Below are 15,785 nucleotides of genomic sequence, written 5' to 3' on the forward strand. Positions count from 1 at the left end.
GTAGTTGTTTTACTTCAGATTGAAAGCCACGAGTCTCTTTATTTTGCGTTGCCGTTTCGCTCATTTTTACTCCAAAACATCTATACTTTATGTTGAATAATCATAGGGGCGTAACACTTGATGCCACTCTTCTGTTCATTAACATGAGGATGACAAATGTAAATTCAAGGTCAAAAATCATAAAAACACTGTTTTTTTGATCTGTTTTTATTATCCTTGAGTCTGATAAATATAAAAGAACATAAAAGAAGCCATGATTTGGTGAAGAATTAACGGAACTTCACCTGAGATTTGTCTATTTCGCACCCAAAACAATCAAAAATAGAAGAATTCAATGAGCAATATCGGCACAAAGTTTATTCTCGCACAGCGGTTCGTATTCGACCCAAACAGCAATTCACTTGTTGATCAAATGAGCGACGGTGAAGTCGTTCGTCTTGGTAGCAATGAAAGCCGCATTCTCCTGATGCTGTCAGAAAGACCCAATGAAGTTATCACTCGCAATGAATTGCATGAGTATGTTTGGCGAGACCAAGGCTTTGAGGTGGATGACTCAAGCTTAACGCAAGCCGTATCGACTCTGAGAAAGATGCTCAAAGACTCGACTAAATCTCCTGAATTCGTAAAAACAGTACCAAAGCGCGGTTACCAATTTATTGCGACCGTTGAGCGCTCTGCGCCACTGTCATCAAATGATCAGCCAGTAGCCGCTGAAATTGCAGAAAATGACGTTGAGCCTATCCTAACGTTTGCAACGCCTGCTGCGACTGAAGAAGCGATCACGGAATCGATTGAACCAGAGCCAATTGCAAGAGTTCAAGAGACCAAGGTGGCTGTAGAACCAGCAACCGCTCCTGTTGTAGCTCCAACTAAAAGCACCAATAAATGGCTAACATTTTGGTTACTGCTTGCCGCTTTCATCATGCCGATTCTCGTTTTAACGTTTACTAACCCAGCAGAGTCTGAGTTCAAAACTTTGACTGAAGTAGATGGTGTAAAGGTTCAATCACCGGTTAACCACCCAGACCTCAGTAGTTGGCTGCCAGCGATAGAAAAGTGTGTATTACGTTACAACACGAATCACACTGGCGTGCTAAAGCCGACTGAAGTGATCGCGACAGGTGGACAAACCAATAACCTAGCCCTCAACTACATTCACCCGCAAGATTACTCGAGCGAAAATGTAACCCTAAGAATTTACGCAAACCAGTCGGATGTAAACGACATTTGCAACGGTGGTCAGTAACATGAAATTAAAAGTATCGATTATTTTACTGGTTCTATCTGCATTCTTAAGTGGTTGGTTATATTGGGGCAGCGATGCAAAAGTAGAGCGCTTGCTCACTCAGCATGAGTGGCAGTCGAAAATGGTGACGCTGATTAGCGATAACAAGCAAGCTGACTCAATCGGCCCGCTTCGTAGAGTTGAACTATCATCGAATGCGAAATACCTACCAAATGGTACATATTTAAGAATGTCAGTGGTGAGACTTTACGGTAATCAAACTGAGCCTGCGAATGTCATCAACATCTCTGAAACGGGTCAGTGGGATATTAACGATAACTACTTACTGGTTTCGCCAACGGAGTTTAAAGATGTGACTTCGGCTCAGCGCCAAGACTTTTCAGAAGAGCAACTAGAACTTATCACTCAAGTCATTAAGATGGACGCAGAGCAAAGCCGCCGCATAGATATTGTTAACCCGAAGGCACTGCTACTGACTAGCTTAAATCATGGTTCTACCGTATTGTTTTCAAACTAAGATTGGATCGCTATTTACTGTTTATGAATCGCTGAATACCACAAAACGGAAAACCAATAGAAAAAGGGGCATGAAGCCCCTTTTTTGTTAGCCGTTGGTATCAAATTACGGATGTAGCATTTTAAGGATTAACTATGAATACGGATCAACCAAATCTGGCGCCTACGAAAGAAACAGCAACAAAAGCCACAATCGCCATACACTATTGCCGTCAATGCAATTGGATGCTTCGCTCTAGTTGGTTATGCCAAGAGCTACTGCATACCTTCAGCGAAGAAATTGAACAAGTGAGCTTACACCCAGACACTGGAGGCAGGTTCGAAATCTTTTGTAATGGTGTGCAGATTTGGGAAAGAAAAGCAGATGACGGTTTTCCAGAAGCTAAAATTCTGAAGCAAAGAGTGCGAAATATCATTGCTCCAGACAGAGATCTCGGCCACGTAGACTCAAAATAAGCCTTTCACAGCCGATCCAATGATTTAAAGCTGACCACTCACGAGAACATCACCTTCAAGGCTAATGACTTTGAAGGTATTGTTTTCATAGATGCCATAGCTCGCCGCGTGTCCCTCTCGTGGGAACGTCACCGAGCTAGGATTAAAGATAAAGATGTCGTCTTGGTATTCGGCGACAGGAATATGGGTATGACCGTGTGCAATGATATCGCCCGCCTTCAACGCAGGGCGTTTATTGGTGTTGTACAAATGGCCATGCGTTAGGAAGATACGCTGGCCTGATTCTAATAGCACCCACGAGTAATCCATCATCATTGGAAAAGACAACAACATCTGATCCACTTCGCTATCGCAGTTACCACGAACGGCAATGATCTCTTGAGAAAACGCATTCAACTTATCTGCAACCGCCGGCGGGTTGTATCCTTCTGGAATCGGATTTCTTGGTCCATGATTCAGAATGTCACCCAATAGAACTAAATATTGCGCACCAGATGCTTGGTAGAGTTCTAATACCTTTTCTGTTGCTGGCAGCGAACCGTGTAGGTCTGAAGCAAAAAATAATTTCACACGTACTTCTCCATAAAATTTATGAGCCTATTGTACGTATCTAAATGCTACACGTCATCTCTCGCCATACCATTGATCACGATATTATTGTAACTAACCATACCGACTATCTTGTTATCACGAACTACTGGCGCACGACTGATACCAAAGCGTTCAAACAGGCGAGCGCAATACTTTACGTTCATCTCAGCAGACACGCTTAGCGCTGGCTTGGTCATGATCTCATAAACATTGGTTCGCTTTGGAGATCGGTTCTTAGCCAGTACTTTCTTGGCAATGTCATTCATCAATACGATGCCGTATTCGTCATCTTCGTGGCGTTTATCGACAATGATTGCCTTCACTTTGTGCTTTTTAGCCATCTCTATCGCTTCTAACACCGTGGTTAGCCCATCGATAATCACATACGTATTGGCCATGACATCGCCTACTCGGATCTTTTCACTGGTACTCATAGCTCATCCTCCACAACCTTTGTTAACGTCTCGACTTGATGCGCAACCCCGACTGCGTCTTCGATATCGATCTGCACCGCTATACCTTGTCCTGACTCCTGGTCAAACTCACCGACTTCGCCAATAGTTTCAAGAATATGCCTCGCTAAGTGTTCCTCAACCACAAACAGCAACACATCTTTTTGTACCTCTAGCGTTAGGCCAAAGAAGGTGGTTTTTTGGTTTAAGCCTTGCCCTCTGGCGTTGTTAATCACCGTTGCTCCAGTCGCGCCCGCATCACGCGCGGCATCGAGCACAGTGTCGGTCTTGCTCTCTTCTACAAACGCTAAGATAAGTTTAAAGCGCATCTTTGCTCTCCTTAGATGTGTGTAAACGGTTTAACCATTGTGTTATTTGGGCATAGCCCATCACTGAAATGATGGGAAATAAGCTGGCAAAGGCGATCAACCCAAAGCCATCAATGACAGGATTTCTTCCTGGTACGGTTGAAGCAAGTCCAAGCCCGAGCGCCGTCACTAAAGGGACTGTCACCGTTGATGTAGTGACGCCACCCGAATCGTAGGCTAATGGGATAATGAGTTTTGGGGCGTAAAAGGTTTGAATGACCACGACGACATAACCAAAAATGATGTAGTAATGGATCGGGTCACCCGCGACGATACGGTAGCTGCCCAGTGAGATACCGATAGCAACGCCCAATGCCACGGCGATCCTCAGCCCATTGACGCTGATACTGCCACCGGAAACTTGGTTCGCCTTAATCGCTACAGCAATCAAAGAGGGCTCGGCTATCGTGGTGCTGAAACCAATACAAAACGCGAAAAGATAGACCCAGTAATAATCAAACCAAGCCAAAGCAAGACCAGAACTGATCTTAAACTCAGTCAAAAAACTTGGCTCGGTGAGTTGCATTGCCATCGTCTCCCCTAGAGGGAATAACGCGAGTTCCAATCCCATCAAAAAGAGTGATAAGCCAAGAATGACGTAGAAGAAACCGATCAGCACTTTGGCTAGGTTATTGACTGGCTTTCGTAATACCACCAACTGAAAACCGAAGATGATGATCGCAATCGGGATCACATCCATCACAGTGCCGAGAAAGGTGTCGATAAATTGTTGAACACTGATCATGTCACCACCATCCCGTACACCATGACAAACATCATCGGCAGCAACGAAGCAAACGCGATCAACCCAAAACCATCTATCATCGGATTACGCCCTTTAATTGCCGAGGCTAAACCCACCCCTAACGCAGTTACTAATGGGACGGTGATCGTCGATGTCGTTACTCCACCAGAGTCATACGCAATTCCAATGATGTTTTCCGGAGCAAATGCAGTGAGCACGACCACTCCAATATATCCACCGATGATCATGTACTGGATTGGCCAACCTTTTAAGATTCTCAGCACACCGAGTAAAATAGCGATACCGACTGACAGTGCCACAGTAAAGCGCAGGCCATTGGCATACTGCTCCATTTCATCTAACGTATTGGGGATTACACCTCCCTCAGCTGCCACTTCTGCGGCTTCGGCAGCGACTGCGGTTAACGCTGGCTCGGCTATGGTGGTACCAAAACCCAAACAAAAAGCGAAGATCAATAACCAGAACACACTCCCCTTTCTGGCAAATGCTTGAGCCATCGATTCGCCAATTGGAAACAACCCCATTTCAAGGCCAAAGATAAAGAAAGTGAGTCCAAAAACGACGAGCACTAAGCCAGTCAGAATAGATAAAAGATGAGGAAGTGGCTCTTGTAAGACAGCAAGCTGGAAGAAAGCGATTACCGCCACGATTGGCAATAGATCCCTCAGGCTACCTAACATGGATCGAAACAAAGCAAGCACCGCCGTCATCGCAATTCCTTGTCGCTGATTATGAATTAATAATAATCATGGCAAATCCTTATCATTGCTTATGTGACAAATATTACGCAGTTGGTAACATATCCGAGTAAAGTGCATAAGTGTGATGACGGTACACATCCTGACTTGATGAATTTAATTTCACTCCTTTGTAAATTGAAAAAGGCGTAATTTGGGCATCACACGATTGAAACCTTATGATCGTTATAGTGATTTTTTCGTATTGATTGGCGACTAAAAACAAGCCATGTCTATAATTATGTTTAATAGGGAGATTGGTATGAAGATATTGTTAACGGGTGGTACTGGATTTATTGGCTCTGAATTGGTCAAGAGTTGGAACACTGACGACGTGACATTGCTGACGCGGAGTCCTGAAAATGCGAAGCAAAACCTAAATCACCTCAACCAGAACAACCTTCATTACATTCAATCCCTTGATGAGCTCAGTGATCTCAATGACTTTGATGTGGTGGTCAACCTCGCGGGTGAGCCGATTGCCGATAAGCGTTGGAGTACAGAACAAAAAGAGAGGATCTGTAACAGCCGCTGGCACATCACTGAAAAGCTGGTCGAATTAATTCATGCCAGTAGCAACCCGCCACACGCTTTTATTAGCGGTTCAGCCGTGGGTTACTATGGCGATCAACAGCAGCACCCGTTTGACGAGTCACTGCAAGTAGAAGATGAAAGCTTTCCTCATAAAGTCTGTGCCCACTGGGAAGAGATAGCCAAGAGAGCACAATCAGAAAGCACACGCGTGATACTACTGCGAACAGGGGTTGTACTTGGCGAGAATGGCGGCGCACTCAAGAAGATGCTATTGCCTTATAAACTCGGCGTCGGTGGTCCAATAGGTTCAGGTGAGCAGTACATGCCATGGATTCACATTCTCGATATGGTGAGAGCCATCAATCACTTGTTGTCACTCCCCCACGCTCAAGGGGAATTCAATATGTGTGCCCCTCACCCTGTGACCAACAAACTGTTCAGCAGCACGTTAGCGAAACAATTAGGCCGACCGCATTTCTTATTCACGCCGAAATGGGCAATGTCGATTCTCATGGGGGAATCATCTTGTTTGCTATTTGACAGCATTCGCTCCAAGCCGAAGAAACTCACTGAGATGGGATTCATCTTTAGTTACTCAAGAATCGAGCCAGCACTAAAAAACTTGTTACAACATCAAGACTAATTCTTTACCCTAGAGCGATAGAGACTCTAATAAAGGATTAAGTGTGAACAAGTCGATTCTGATTACCGGTTGCTCAACAGGTATTGGCTATACATGTGCTCATGCACTTCAAAAGCGTGGTTTTCATGTCATTGCATCTTGTCGTGATCCACAAGATGTTCAACGCCTTCAAGATGAAGGCCTCACCTGTATTCAATTAGATCTTTCCAACCAAGAAAGTATTGAGCATGGCGCCAAGCTTGCTATTGATCTCGCACCTAATGGATTGTATGGATTATTCAATAACGGTGCTTACGGTCAAGCAGGGGCACTAGAAGACTTACCGACCCAAGGACTCAGAGAACAATTCGAAACCAACTTCTTTGGTTGGCATCATCTCGTCTGTCAGATCCTTCCGCACATGCGCGAGCGTGGCGAAGGTCGAATCGTACAAAACAGTTCCGTATTAGGTTTTGCAGCCATGAAGTATCGTGGTGCTTATAATGCTTCTAAATTCGCGATTGAGGGTTGGACAGATACCTTACGATTAGAACTGCATGGCAGCGGTATACAGATCTCATTACTGCAACCAGGGCCAATTGAGACTCAATTTAGAACCAATGCCTTGAAAGCGTTCAATAAATGGATCAACATTTCTGGCAGCGCCCACCAAGACGCTTACCAACAACAAAAAGATCGACTCGAAAAAGAATCATCGAATAACGCTTTTGTCCTGCCTCCAGAAAGTTGTATTGAGCCGGTATTCCATGCTCTCACCGCCGACAAACCCAAGCTAAGATACCGAGTTACGACCCCGACTAAAGTGTTCGCGGTATTGAAAAGGATTCTACCGAGTCGCTTGCTAGACCCTATTTTGAGAAAAGCTGCATAAATTACTAACTTTGAATGCAGAGTCGCAAACTTTAATGTAACGATGTAATTTTTCCGTAACAATAAGATGTCATGATTATCCTATCCCATCAGTTATTCCCAATTGATGGTTCTACTCTGGAAATCTCATGACTTTAAACCGCCTTAATTGGGTAGGTGTGGGTCTGGCAATTACGCTGTTTATACTGTTTTGAGTATCTCACGCAACGCCTCACTGACTACCTCGATGATAACGCTATGCCTTCCATGTTGAGATAACAACTCTATCAACATCGAAGCATAGCGTTTTTCTATTTTTGGTTCTTTTTATCCGAGATAACCGAGTTAGATCTTGAAGTTACCGACTAACCCCCCCATATTTGCAACGTATCCACAAAACAAACCTCAAGGAACGTAAATGCAATCTCCGCATATTGTTGAACTTAATGAGCAGAACTTTCGTCAAGTATTAGAAGGTTCGATGCAGACCCCTGTACTCATCCATTTTTGGGCACCAATGAGCCAAGAGAGCGCCCAAGTCATTCCTGAACTGCAAACTTTAACTCAGCAATACAACGGTGCCTTCACCTTAGCCCTGCTCAATTGCGAACAAGAGCAAGCTATTGCTAGCCAGTTTGGTGTTCAAGCACTGCCCACTATTGCACTGTTTGTTAATGGTCAGCCAGTCGATGGGCTCGGTGGCCCTCAAAGCATAGAAGCTATTGTCGATATGCTCAGCAAACACCTTCCTAGCCAAGATGAACTTGCTTTGCGTCAGGCTCTTGAGCAAATGCAAGCTGGCGAGCACACACAGGCACTAGCAGCAATGCAGCAACTTCCAGCAGAGCTGACGAATAAAGGTGAAGTAAAACTGGCGATCGCAGAGTGTTTGTTAGAAACACAACAATTTGACCTTGCTGAAACTCAGCTAGCAACTATCCCTCTTGAGTACCAAGACAACTACTACAAAGGCTTAGTTGCAAAGCTTGAACTTCATAAACAAGCAGCAGACAGCCCTGAAATACAAGCATTAGAAGCCGCTCTTCAGCAAAATCCGAGCGACGCTAAAACAGCATCTGAATTAGCATTGCAATATCACCAAGTGAACCGCAGTGAAGAAGCTATGGATCTATTATGGTCTTTCCTAGCCAAAGATCTTAATGCTCTCGATGGTGACATGAAGAAAGAGTTCATGGACATCTTGAGTGCGCTTGGACAAGGTAACCCAGTTGCCAGTAAGTACCGTCGACAACTGTACTCTCTGCTTTACTAGTTAAACCTAAAAAGCCGTAGATTAAACATCGAAAATTGACAATTCAATCAATTAGTTTATCGCATAATAGAATGTAAAATGGGCCATAAAATCAATGCTTTATGGCCCATTTCTCGTTTATAAATTTGCTCAGAATTTAAATATGAGCCAGTATCAATACTGAACTATCAAAAACTCAAACTTGCAAAGGATTTTGTATGCCTATTGATACCTTGATTACTATCGGCGTCTTTACTGCCGTCGCACTGTTATTTATCTTCGCTGGCGTAAAAACCGTTCCACAAGGCAACAACTGGACCGTTGAACGCTTCGGGCGATACACACACACCCTTAAACCGGGTCTTAACTTAATCATTCCATTTATTGATAAAGTTGGACAGCGCATCAGCATGATGGAGCGTGTTCTCGACATCCCAGCACAAGAAGTCATCTCCAAAGATAATGCAAATGTGGTTATCGATGCGGTTTGTTTTGTTCAAGTTATCGACGCGCCTAAGGCAGCTTATGAAGTGAATGACCTTGAACATGCGATCCGTAACTTAACCCTCACCAATATCCGTACTGTGCTTGGCTCGATGGAACTGGATGAGATGCTGAGTCAGCGTGACATGATCAATACCAAGCTACTGAACATCGTTGATGAAGCGACAAACCCATGGGGCGTAAAAGTCACCCGTATCGAAATTAAAGACGTACAGCCACCAGCAGACCTTACTGCTGCGATGAATGCCCAGATGAAAGCCGAGCGTAATAAACGTGCTGATATCTTAGAAGCAGAAGGTGTACGACAAGCTGAGATCTTGAAAGCAGAAGGCCACAAGCAATCAGAGATCCTGAAAGCAGAAGGTGAGAAGCAAGCGGCAATATTGCAAGCAGAAGCCCGTGAGCGTGCCGCAGAAGCAGAAGCTAAAGCGACAGAAATGGTATCAACGGCAATTGCTCAAGGTGACATGCAAGCGGTCAATTATTTCATTGCACAAGGTTACACCGACGCATTGAAATCTATAGGCCAAGCTGAAAACGGCAAGATCATCATGCTACCACTCGAAGCAACTGGCCTTATGGGTTCTGTAGCGGGTATCGCGGAGATGTTTGCACATAAGAATGACAAAGGTAGTAAGGACTAACTTATGGTCGAATTACTAGAACAAGTAAACCACTGGCATTGGTTAGCGTTTGGTCTAGCATTGTTAGCGCTTGAGCTAATTGGAACCGCTGGTTACTTTTTATGGATAGGCATATCTGCCATGCTGGTCGGTGCCCTATTAGGAGCATTACCAATTGGTTGGCAGATGCAATGGCTGTCCTTTGCTAGCTTCTCTCTTATTACCACTTGGTTGTGGTGGAGAAGACAACTCTCGAATGACAAGCAATCGGATGCAGGGCGAGAGTTAAACCAAAGAGAAAAGCAATTGGTAGGTCAAACCGTTATTTTAAGTGAAGACGTAAAGAAAGGTAGCTGTCGAATTAAGTTCGGTGACTCTTCTTGGTCAGCAAAGGCCAGTCAAGATATTCCATCTGGAACCGAAATTAAGATTGTCGCTTTAGACGGAATCGTTCTAATAATAGAACCTTTATAAACAAGAGCTATATGAAGCCTGCATTTTCAATAAATGCAGGCTTTTTCTATTTTTGAACCTTAATAATATTCGAATTATCATTGCGATAGATTGAATTGAAAAAAAAATAAGTTCTTATTTCGTAAAGCTAAAAAGTTTGATTGAGCTAAAAAGGTATAAGAAAGCCAGATTTCTTACCCAATATATATATGAATAGTTAACCTTACTCTCGCTTATTTATAATTATTAAAAATGTTAAGTCCGTCCAATTTTTGAAATTTTCTTTTCCTTGTCCATACTTTCAATTATCTCAATTAGAGATAAACCTAATGGAGTTTGTATGAGACATTTTTTAATAATTCTAACGGCTATTTTCAGCTTGTCATTTGGAAGCGCTCTAGCGAGCAGTCAGTCTCCTGGTAACGGAAACATGGGGCCTATCGTTAAGTGTTCAGATGGTAACGCAGTCACTCATGTACCACTGTTGATCTGTAAACATTACGGCGGAAAGGTGCTGTGATAGGTGCTGTGATAGGTGATTAAAGTCAGGCTAGTAATGAAATTGCTGCCTGACGATTATTTAGAACTGGAATAACCTAACTGCGGCCAGATAGATTATTCAAGATAGGACATTCCGTTGAAGTATCTCCAGGGCAGTCATGTACCCAAGATTGTAGCTGCACCTTCATCTTGTTTAACTCCGCAAGCTTCAACTCTATTTCATCTAACTTCTGAGTAGCCTTCTTCTTTACTTCGTAGCTTTGTCTGTTGGGATTCATTGCCAACTCAACCAGTGACTTACACTCATCGAGAGTGAAACCAACCATTTTAGCTCTCAAAACGAACTCTAACTGTTCGATATGAATCTCGCCATATTGCCTGTAACCATTTTCTGATCGGTGCGGTGGGCTCATCATGCCTTTACTTTCGTAAAAACGAATGGATTTCGCTGTTGTACCAACACGCTTCGCTACTTCACCAATATTCACAATCTTACCTGTAAGCCTAAAATGAAAAACCGCAGTACTGCTGTTATACAATACTGCGGCTGAAAAACATAGCTAGGGTGTAACGTTAGAAACTTACTCTTGTTCTAACAACCAAATCATAGTTTGAGATTTTTCTTCACTGTCTAGCTTATTGAACCAGTATGAAACCATTTCGATCTCTTTTGAGCCTTCTAGTAATGCTGGGTTAGCGTTCTTACGGTTCTTGAATGCCCAATCTGTTACTGCAGATTGCTCTTCTTTGGTTGCTTCACCATACCAGTAATTCACCATCTCTTGTGCTTGTGATGCTTTTGGCTCTTCAGCAACTACTGCTGCTACTGGAACAGCCGCGACTGGAGCAACCGCGATAGCTGTATGATTATTTGCACCGTTATAAATTGTGTCGATATACGCCTTTGGTACGATAAAAGTCGTGCTCATGACTGAGTTTTGGCCTTCAAGCGTAAATTCTAAATTCTTTTGTCTTGCTTGCTGAATATCAGCGTCACTTAATGGAAACTTAATATATTGAGTCTTAGTACAGTGCTCGCTGCAGCTTTCTCTTGGTACTTGTCTATCTTCTAATTCTATCGTTTTACCAAAAAAACTAACCGTTTCGTACTCTTTGTAACTTTGGAAGTAACTCACGTCCATAGTAATTGAAGATTCTGGGGCAGTATTTGGTGTTACTTCTTTATTGTATGTAAAGTAAAGCGACGACTTGAGAATGTCTGCGCCTACATTTGCTCTATTTTCTGCTACGTAAGATTGACCGGTTACTTTAATGTAACCACCTTTGGGCTGTACATCCGCAACTGAATCTGCAAAATTGCTTTGTGAATCAAGTGAACTACAAGCTCCCAAAAATAATGATAATACAACGACACTAACTTTATTCATTATGACTAATTCCTTATGTTCACTATGGAAAAACGCTGGCAAAAAGATTTACCAGCGTTTTGATTTTAATTTAACTGTTTTAAGCAGATAACTTTAACTTAGAAACCGTACTCAAGACCAATGCGAGTTACGATATCTGATGAAACCTCACCGCGGTCATTGTCAGTAAAGCTACGGCTTGCTACACGTAGATAAGGTACAAAGCCATTATCCACGTACATAAGTTGACCAGAGATAGTATCACTCTTATCTGTTGCGCTCGCTTTTAGAGAAGAATTTGAAGCAGTTGTTCCAGATAACTCTGCATCATCATTCGCTGCGTAGCCTAGTTTAAAGCCCCATGGACCATTCCAGTATTGGCCAATAATAGAGTATGAGTCTTGAGTATATTTGCGAGAACCGTTATCAATTTCTTCGCCTTTGTATGCTGCTGCAATACCAAAGCCTGCTGGTAGGCTTGCTTCAAAGCCTACAATATAAGCGAATGTATCGTCTTTATAACCATCTACTGCAGCTGTACAATCAGGTGTACCTGGTGCATCAGGGTCAAATACACAAGACTTTGCTGTATCTCCAACAACACGAGTACCAGACTCAACACCACCCATAAATGTTACTTTTTCAAAGCTGTACTTAGCGCTCGCGCCAAAGAATTCTGAATCACGAGTCGCCGCGCCACCACCATTGTCGTTATCATCACGACCAACAGAAGCTGCAAAAGAGAAACCACCGAATTTTGGCGAATCGTAACGAACTTGGTTAGATTGACGATCGTAATGACCGTTGATACCGCCCCAATCGAATACAGAACCTAGACCAGGGTTAGAGAATGGCCAATCGACGATTTCGTATAATGGCGTAAGAACACGACCCACACGTAGATTACCCCAAGAGCCAGAAGCGCCAACGAAAGTATCACGGAAACCAAGCACACCACCTGAAACGCCGCCATGACCCCAGTCTGTGCTATCTACGTAGCCAGATTCAATCTGCATTGTAATTAATACGTCATCAAACATATCTTTATGAGCACGGAAGCCGATACGAGATTCATTCTCTACAGCGTAGCCACTGCTCGCATCATCTTGATCTGTTGTGTTGTAGTTAACTAGAGAGATAGCTGCAACACCGTATACGTCAACGTTGAAATCAGAGTTGATACCAACTTCTTTCGCCATTACGCCTGTCGATAAAAGTGCAACCGTTGCACCTAGTAGAGTACGTTTAAAAAATTTGTTTTCCATGGAATAAAACTCCTAAAAATGGATATAGCTGTTTGAATATTCCCCGCCTAAAGTTGGCCGCCGTAGAGAGAAATACCTTTTCTTGTTTGAGAACCCTAAACTCTGAATTCTCTATTTCCTTTCTGGTTATACACATCATGTGCATCCATGGCATTAAGACTAACTTCGCCCTCAAAAAGATCAATGAGAACTTAATTTTCATCTAAAAAAATATGAGTTGGTGCAAATTTAATAGGTACTTAGTGATCCAGATCGATAAATAGAAAAATCCTCACCAAAACAAAATCAATACCAATAAATTCAACAACTTGAGGTAACTATCACTTTGTAAAAATAGATATGACTCGCATTTTTGATACAACTGCAATGGTATTTCATTAATGTTGAGCAGCGTCACTGTCCTGATTTTAGAGTTCGTATAGGAACAAAATTCTCAACAATTAAAAAGCCCTCATTTTTATATCAGAAACAAAAAAGGCACTCCCTTGAAAGGAGTGCCTTTGAGCTTTTTTTATCTGTATTTACTTACGAAATAAGGGCTATTAGATCTTCTTCTGTTCTTATTTCGATACCTAAATCTTGTGCTTTAGTTAATTTAGAACCCGCAGCTTCACCGGCAAACAAGATGTCCGTTTTCTTCGATACGCTACCCGTCACTTTCGCACCTAATGCTTGTAACGCAGCTTTAGCTTCACTTCGACCTAATTGCGACAATGAGCCTGTTAACACAACGACTTTACCTTCTAATGGTAGCTCTTGGTCATCGGCAGCTTCTTTGATGATTGGCCAATTCACACCTAGCTCTATCAGCTGATCGACGACCGCTCTGTTTTTCTCTTGTGAGAAGAAGCTGGTGATATGGCTAGCAACGATGTCACCAATATCTGACACTTCAACTAATTGTTCATGAGTAGCTGCTTGAACCAGTTCCAACGTCTTAAAGTGTTGCGCTAAGTTCATCGCTGTCGCCTCACCGACTTCACGAATACCGAGTGAATAGAGGAAACGCGCTAACGTCGTGTCTTTAGCTTTATTCAACGCACTCACGACGTTCTGTGCCGATTTAGGCCCCATTCGGTCAAGAACAGTAATCACGCCAGCACTTAGCTTAAATAAATCAGCAGGTGTTTCGACCATTTCACGGTCCACAAGCTGCTCAATAACTTTCACGCCCAGTCCATCAACGTCTAGCGCCTTTCTAGAAACAAAGTGTTTAAGTGCTTCTTTACGCTGCGCCTGACAGACTAAACCGCCAGTACAACGCGCTACAGCTTCACCTTCTACACGCTCAACCGCAGAACTACATACTGGGCAAGCATCAGGGAAAACAATGTCTCTAGCCGTTTCAGGGCGACGATCTAGTACAACAGCCACTATTTGTGGAATAACGTCACCTGCACGGCGAATAATAACGCTGTCGCCTACCTTCACGCCTAAACGCGCAATCTCATCGGCATTGTGTAAAGTGGCATTGCTGACCGTCACGCCACCAACGAAGATAGGTTCAAGTTTAGCAACCGGCGTAATAGCGCCAGTACGGCCCACCTGAAATTCAACGTCATTGAGCAGTGTAATCTCTTCTTGAGCTGGGAACTTATAAGCAATTGCCCAACGTGGCGCTCGTGCAACAAAGCCAAGTACTTCTTGAGCCGCGATATCGTCGACTTTGATAACAACGCCATCAATCTCGTAAGCCAGAGCATCACGACGAGTCATAATATCTTGGTAATAGGCTTTCACGTCTTCGAGAGAGCTCAGTTGCTTAGTCTCGGGGCACATAGGTAAGCCCCAACCTTTAAGCTGTAAAAAGCGTTGGTAGTGACTATTTGATAGCTCAGCGCCTTGTACAACACCGACACTGTATGCGTAGAAAGCTAGCGGACGTTTCGCAGTAATACGAGAATCAAGCTGACGCAGGCTACCTGCGGCGGCATTACGTGGGTTAACAAATACTTTCTCGCCTTTCTTCAACGCCATCTCATTCAACTTATCGAAACCCGCTTTTGGCATAAACACTTCGCCACGAACTTCAATACGCTGCGGCCAGCCTTCACCTTGTAACTTAAGTGGGATAGAGCTGATCGTACGCACGTTTTCAGTGATGTTTTCACCCGTCGCACCGTCACCACGTGTCGCAGCCTGAACTAAAGTACCATTCACATAGAGTAGGCTAACGGCAAGGCCATCAAGCTTAGGTTCACAACAGAAAGTCTTGAGGTTAGCGGTTGGCGCTCTATCAGACATTCGCTTATTGAACGCATCCAAATCTTCATCAGAGAAAGCATTGTCCAGAGAAAGCATTGGGATCTCATGAGTCACTTGAGTGAAACCATCGAGAGGCTGACCACCAACACGTTGGCTCGGAGAATCTACCGTCACTAGTTCCGGGTTCTCTTCTTCGATCTTTAGCAATTGCTGCATTAATCGATCGTACTCGACATCAGGGATCTCAGGGCTATCTTCTACGTAATAACGAACGGCGTGATAATGCAGAGTTTCTCTTAACTGCTCTAAGGTAACTTGAATCGATTCTTTCATATCATTCTCTATCGTGATTGAAATATCAAAAAGGGCTCCCTTAGGGCTAAACAATACGGCTAGGCATTCGATGCCGTCATAAAGTCTCTGATTTGCTTGCGGTAGTCAGATAAACGGTTTGGTG

At 43.4% G+C, this 15,785-nt stretch carries 19 protein-coding genes; 9 read left to right on the forward strand and 10 right to left on the reverse strand.

From position 1 onward, the window contains the following. Nucleotides 1-334 precede the first annotated feature (334 nt). From AB4623_RS21285 to AB4623_RS21295, 3 genes are all read left to right on the forward strand, one after another. Nucleotides 335-1,246 carry a transcriptional regulator gene (locus AB4623_RS21285; RefSeq protein ID WP_017066006.1) on the forward strand — a complete coding sequence of 304 codons (912 nt, stop codon included), beginning with the start codon at nucleotides 335-337 and terminating at the stop codon, nucleotides 1,244-1,246. Between the two features lies 1 nt (nucleotide 1,247). Next, complete coding sequence (locus tag AB4623_RS21290; protein ID WP_017066005.1) at nucleotides 1,248-1,763, forward strand: regulatory protein ToxS; 516 nt, start codon at nucleotides 1,248-1,250, stop codon at nucleotides 1,761-1,763. Between the two features lie 134 nt (nucleotides 1,764-1,897). After that, a complete protein-coding gene (locus AB4623_RS21295) occupies nucleotides 1,898-2,218 on the forward strand; it encodes a SelT/SelW/SelH family protein (protein WP_372147344.1) in 321 nt (106 codons plus the stop codon). Nucleotides 2,219-2,242: 24 nt separating this feature from the next. Here the strand turns inward: AB4623_RS21295 and yfcE are convergent, their stop codons facing one another. The 5 genes from yfcE to AB4623_RS21320 are packed head-to-tail and all read right to left on the reverse strand — an operon-like array spanning nucleotide 2,243 to nucleotide 5,105. Further along, nucleotides 2,243-2,788 (reverse strand): phosphodiesterase, encoded by a 546-nt coding sequence (gene yfcE / locus AB4623_RS21300; protein ID WP_017068995.1) that lies wholly within the window; start codon nucleotides 2,786-2,788, stop codon nucleotides 2,243-2,245. Nucleotides 2,789-2,835: 47 nt separating this feature from the next. Continuing rightward, nucleotides 2,836-3,243, reverse strand: a complete 408-nt coding sequence (locus AB4623_RS21305) for a CBS domain-containing protein (RefSeq protein WP_017062206.1) — start codon at nucleotides 3,241-3,243, stop codon at nucleotides 2,836-2,838. Next, nucleotides 3,240-3,590 (reverse strand): P-II family nitrogen regulator, encoded by a 351-nt coding sequence (locus AB4623_RS21310; protein ID WP_017062207.1) that lies wholly within the window; start codon nucleotides 3,588-3,590, stop codon nucleotides 3,240-3,242. Before AB4623_RS21310 ends, AB4623_RS21305 begins: the two co-directional genes overlap by 4 nt. Beyond that, a complete protein-coding gene (locus AB4623_RS21315) occupies nucleotides 3,580-4,374 on the reverse strand; it encodes a DUF1538 domain-containing protein (RefSeq protein ID WP_065583823.1) in 795 nt (264 codons plus the stop codon). The genes AB4623_RS21310 and AB4623_RS21315 overlap by 11 nt, the downstream gene beginning before the upstream one ends. Next, nucleotides 4,371-5,105: a DUF1538 domain-containing protein gene (locus AB4623_RS21320; RefSeq protein ID WP_017072437.1), complete on the reverse strand. Its 735-nt coding sequence runs from the start codon at nucleotides 5,103-5,105 to the stop codon at nucleotides 4,371-4,373. Before AB4623_RS21320 ends, AB4623_RS21315 begins: the two co-directional genes overlap by 4 nt. 289 nt (nucleotides 5,106-5,394) lie before the next feature. Between AB4623_RS21320 and AB4623_RS21325 the strand changes: the two genes are divergently transcribed. The 6 genes from AB4623_RS21325 to AB4623_RS21350 all read left to right on the forward strand — a co-directional run bounded on the left by AB4623_RS21325 (nucleotide 5,395) and on the right by AB4623_RS21350 (nucleotide 10,510). Further along, nucleotides 5,395-6,309 carry a TIGR01777 family oxidoreductase gene (locus AB4623_RS21325; RefSeq protein WP_372056258.1) on the forward strand — a complete coding sequence of 305 codons (915 nt, stop codon included), beginning with the start codon at nucleotides 5,395-5,397 and terminating at the stop codon, nucleotides 6,307-6,309. Between the two features lie 43 nt (nucleotides 6,310-6,352). Continuing rightward, nucleotides 6,353-7,180 carry an SDR family oxidoreductase gene (locus AB4623_RS21330; protein WP_017061923.1) on the forward strand — a complete coding sequence of 276 codons (828 nt, stop codon included), beginning with the start codon at nucleotides 6,353-6,355 and terminating at the stop codon, nucleotides 7,178-7,180. Between the two features lie 396 nt (nucleotides 7,181-7,576). Beyond that, nucleotides 7,577-8,431, forward strand: coding sequence for a co-chaperone YbbN (locus AB4623_RS21335; protein WP_017061924.1), 855 nt, complete (start codon nucleotides 7,577-7,579; stop codon nucleotides 8,429-8,431). A 197-nt stretch (nucleotides 8,432-8,628) separates the two neighbouring features. Further along, the gene (locus AB4623_RS21340) at nucleotides 8,629-9,558 is read left to right on the forward strand and encodes an SPFH domain-containing protein (RefSeq protein ID WP_017063395.1); all 930 of its coding nucleotides are present in this window, start codon (nucleotides 8,629-8,631) and stop codon (nucleotides 9,556-9,558) included. Nucleotides 9,559-9,561: 3 nt separating this feature from the next. Next, complete coding sequence (locus AB4623_RS21345; protein ID WP_017061926.1) at nucleotides 9,562-10,011, forward strand: NfeD family protein; 450 nt, start codon at nucleotides 9,562-9,564, stop codon at nucleotides 10,009-10,011. Between the two features lie 319 nt (nucleotides 10,012-10,330). Then, complete coding sequence (locus AB4623_RS21350; protein WP_017061927.1) at nucleotides 10,331-10,510, forward strand: hypothetical protein; 180 nt, start codon at nucleotides 10,331-10,333, stop codon at nucleotides 10,508-10,510. A 76-nt stretch (nucleotides 10,511-10,586) separates the two neighbouring features. Here AB4623_RS21350 and cueR read toward each other — a convergent pair whose 3' ends face one another. The 5 genes from cueR to ligA all read right to left on the reverse strand — a co-directional run bounded on the left by cueR (nucleotide 10,587) and on the right by ligA (nucleotide 15,661). Continuing rightward, a complete protein-coding gene (gene cueR / locus AB4623_RS21355) occupies nucleotides 10,587-10,979 on the reverse strand; it encodes a Cu(I)-responsive transcriptional regulator (protein ID WP_017061928.1) in 393 nt (130 codons plus the stop codon). Nucleotides 10,980-11,072: 93 nt separating this feature from the next. Continuing rightward, the gene (locus AB4623_RS21360) at nucleotides 11,073-11,879 is read right to left on the reverse strand and encodes a DUF2057 family protein (RefSeq protein ID WP_102320158.1); all 807 of its coding nucleotides are present in this window, start codon (nucleotides 11,877-11,879) and stop codon (nucleotides 11,073-11,075) included. 98 nt (nucleotides 11,880-11,977) lie between these two features. After that, entirely contained in the window at nucleotides 11,978-13,123 is a 1,146-nt protein-coding gene (locus AB4623_RS21365) for a porin (protein ID WP_136973710.1), read from the reverse strand. After that, entirely contained in the window at nucleotides 13,104-13,259 is a 156-nt protein-coding gene (locus tag AB4623_RS21370; protein ID WP_004734257.1) for a hypothetical protein, read from the reverse strand. The genes AB4623_RS21365 and AB4623_RS21370 overlap by 20 nt, the downstream gene beginning before the upstream one ends. Before the next feature lie 389 nt (nucleotides 13,260-13,648). Further along, nucleotides 13,649-15,661: an NAD-dependent DNA ligase LigA gene (gene ligA, locus AB4623_RS21375; RefSeq protein ID WP_371724307.1), complete on the reverse strand. Its 2,013-nt coding sequence runs from the start codon at nucleotides 15,659-15,661 to the stop codon at nucleotides 13,649-13,651. Nucleotides 15,662-15,785 lie beyond the last annotated feature (124 nt).

It is taken from the genome of Vibrio sp. 10N.222.52.C12 (assembly GCF_041474215.1).
Classification (GTDB): domain Bacteria; phylum Pseudomonadota; class Gammaproteobacteria; order Enterobacterales; family Vibrionaceae; genus Vibrio; species Vibrio crassostreae_C.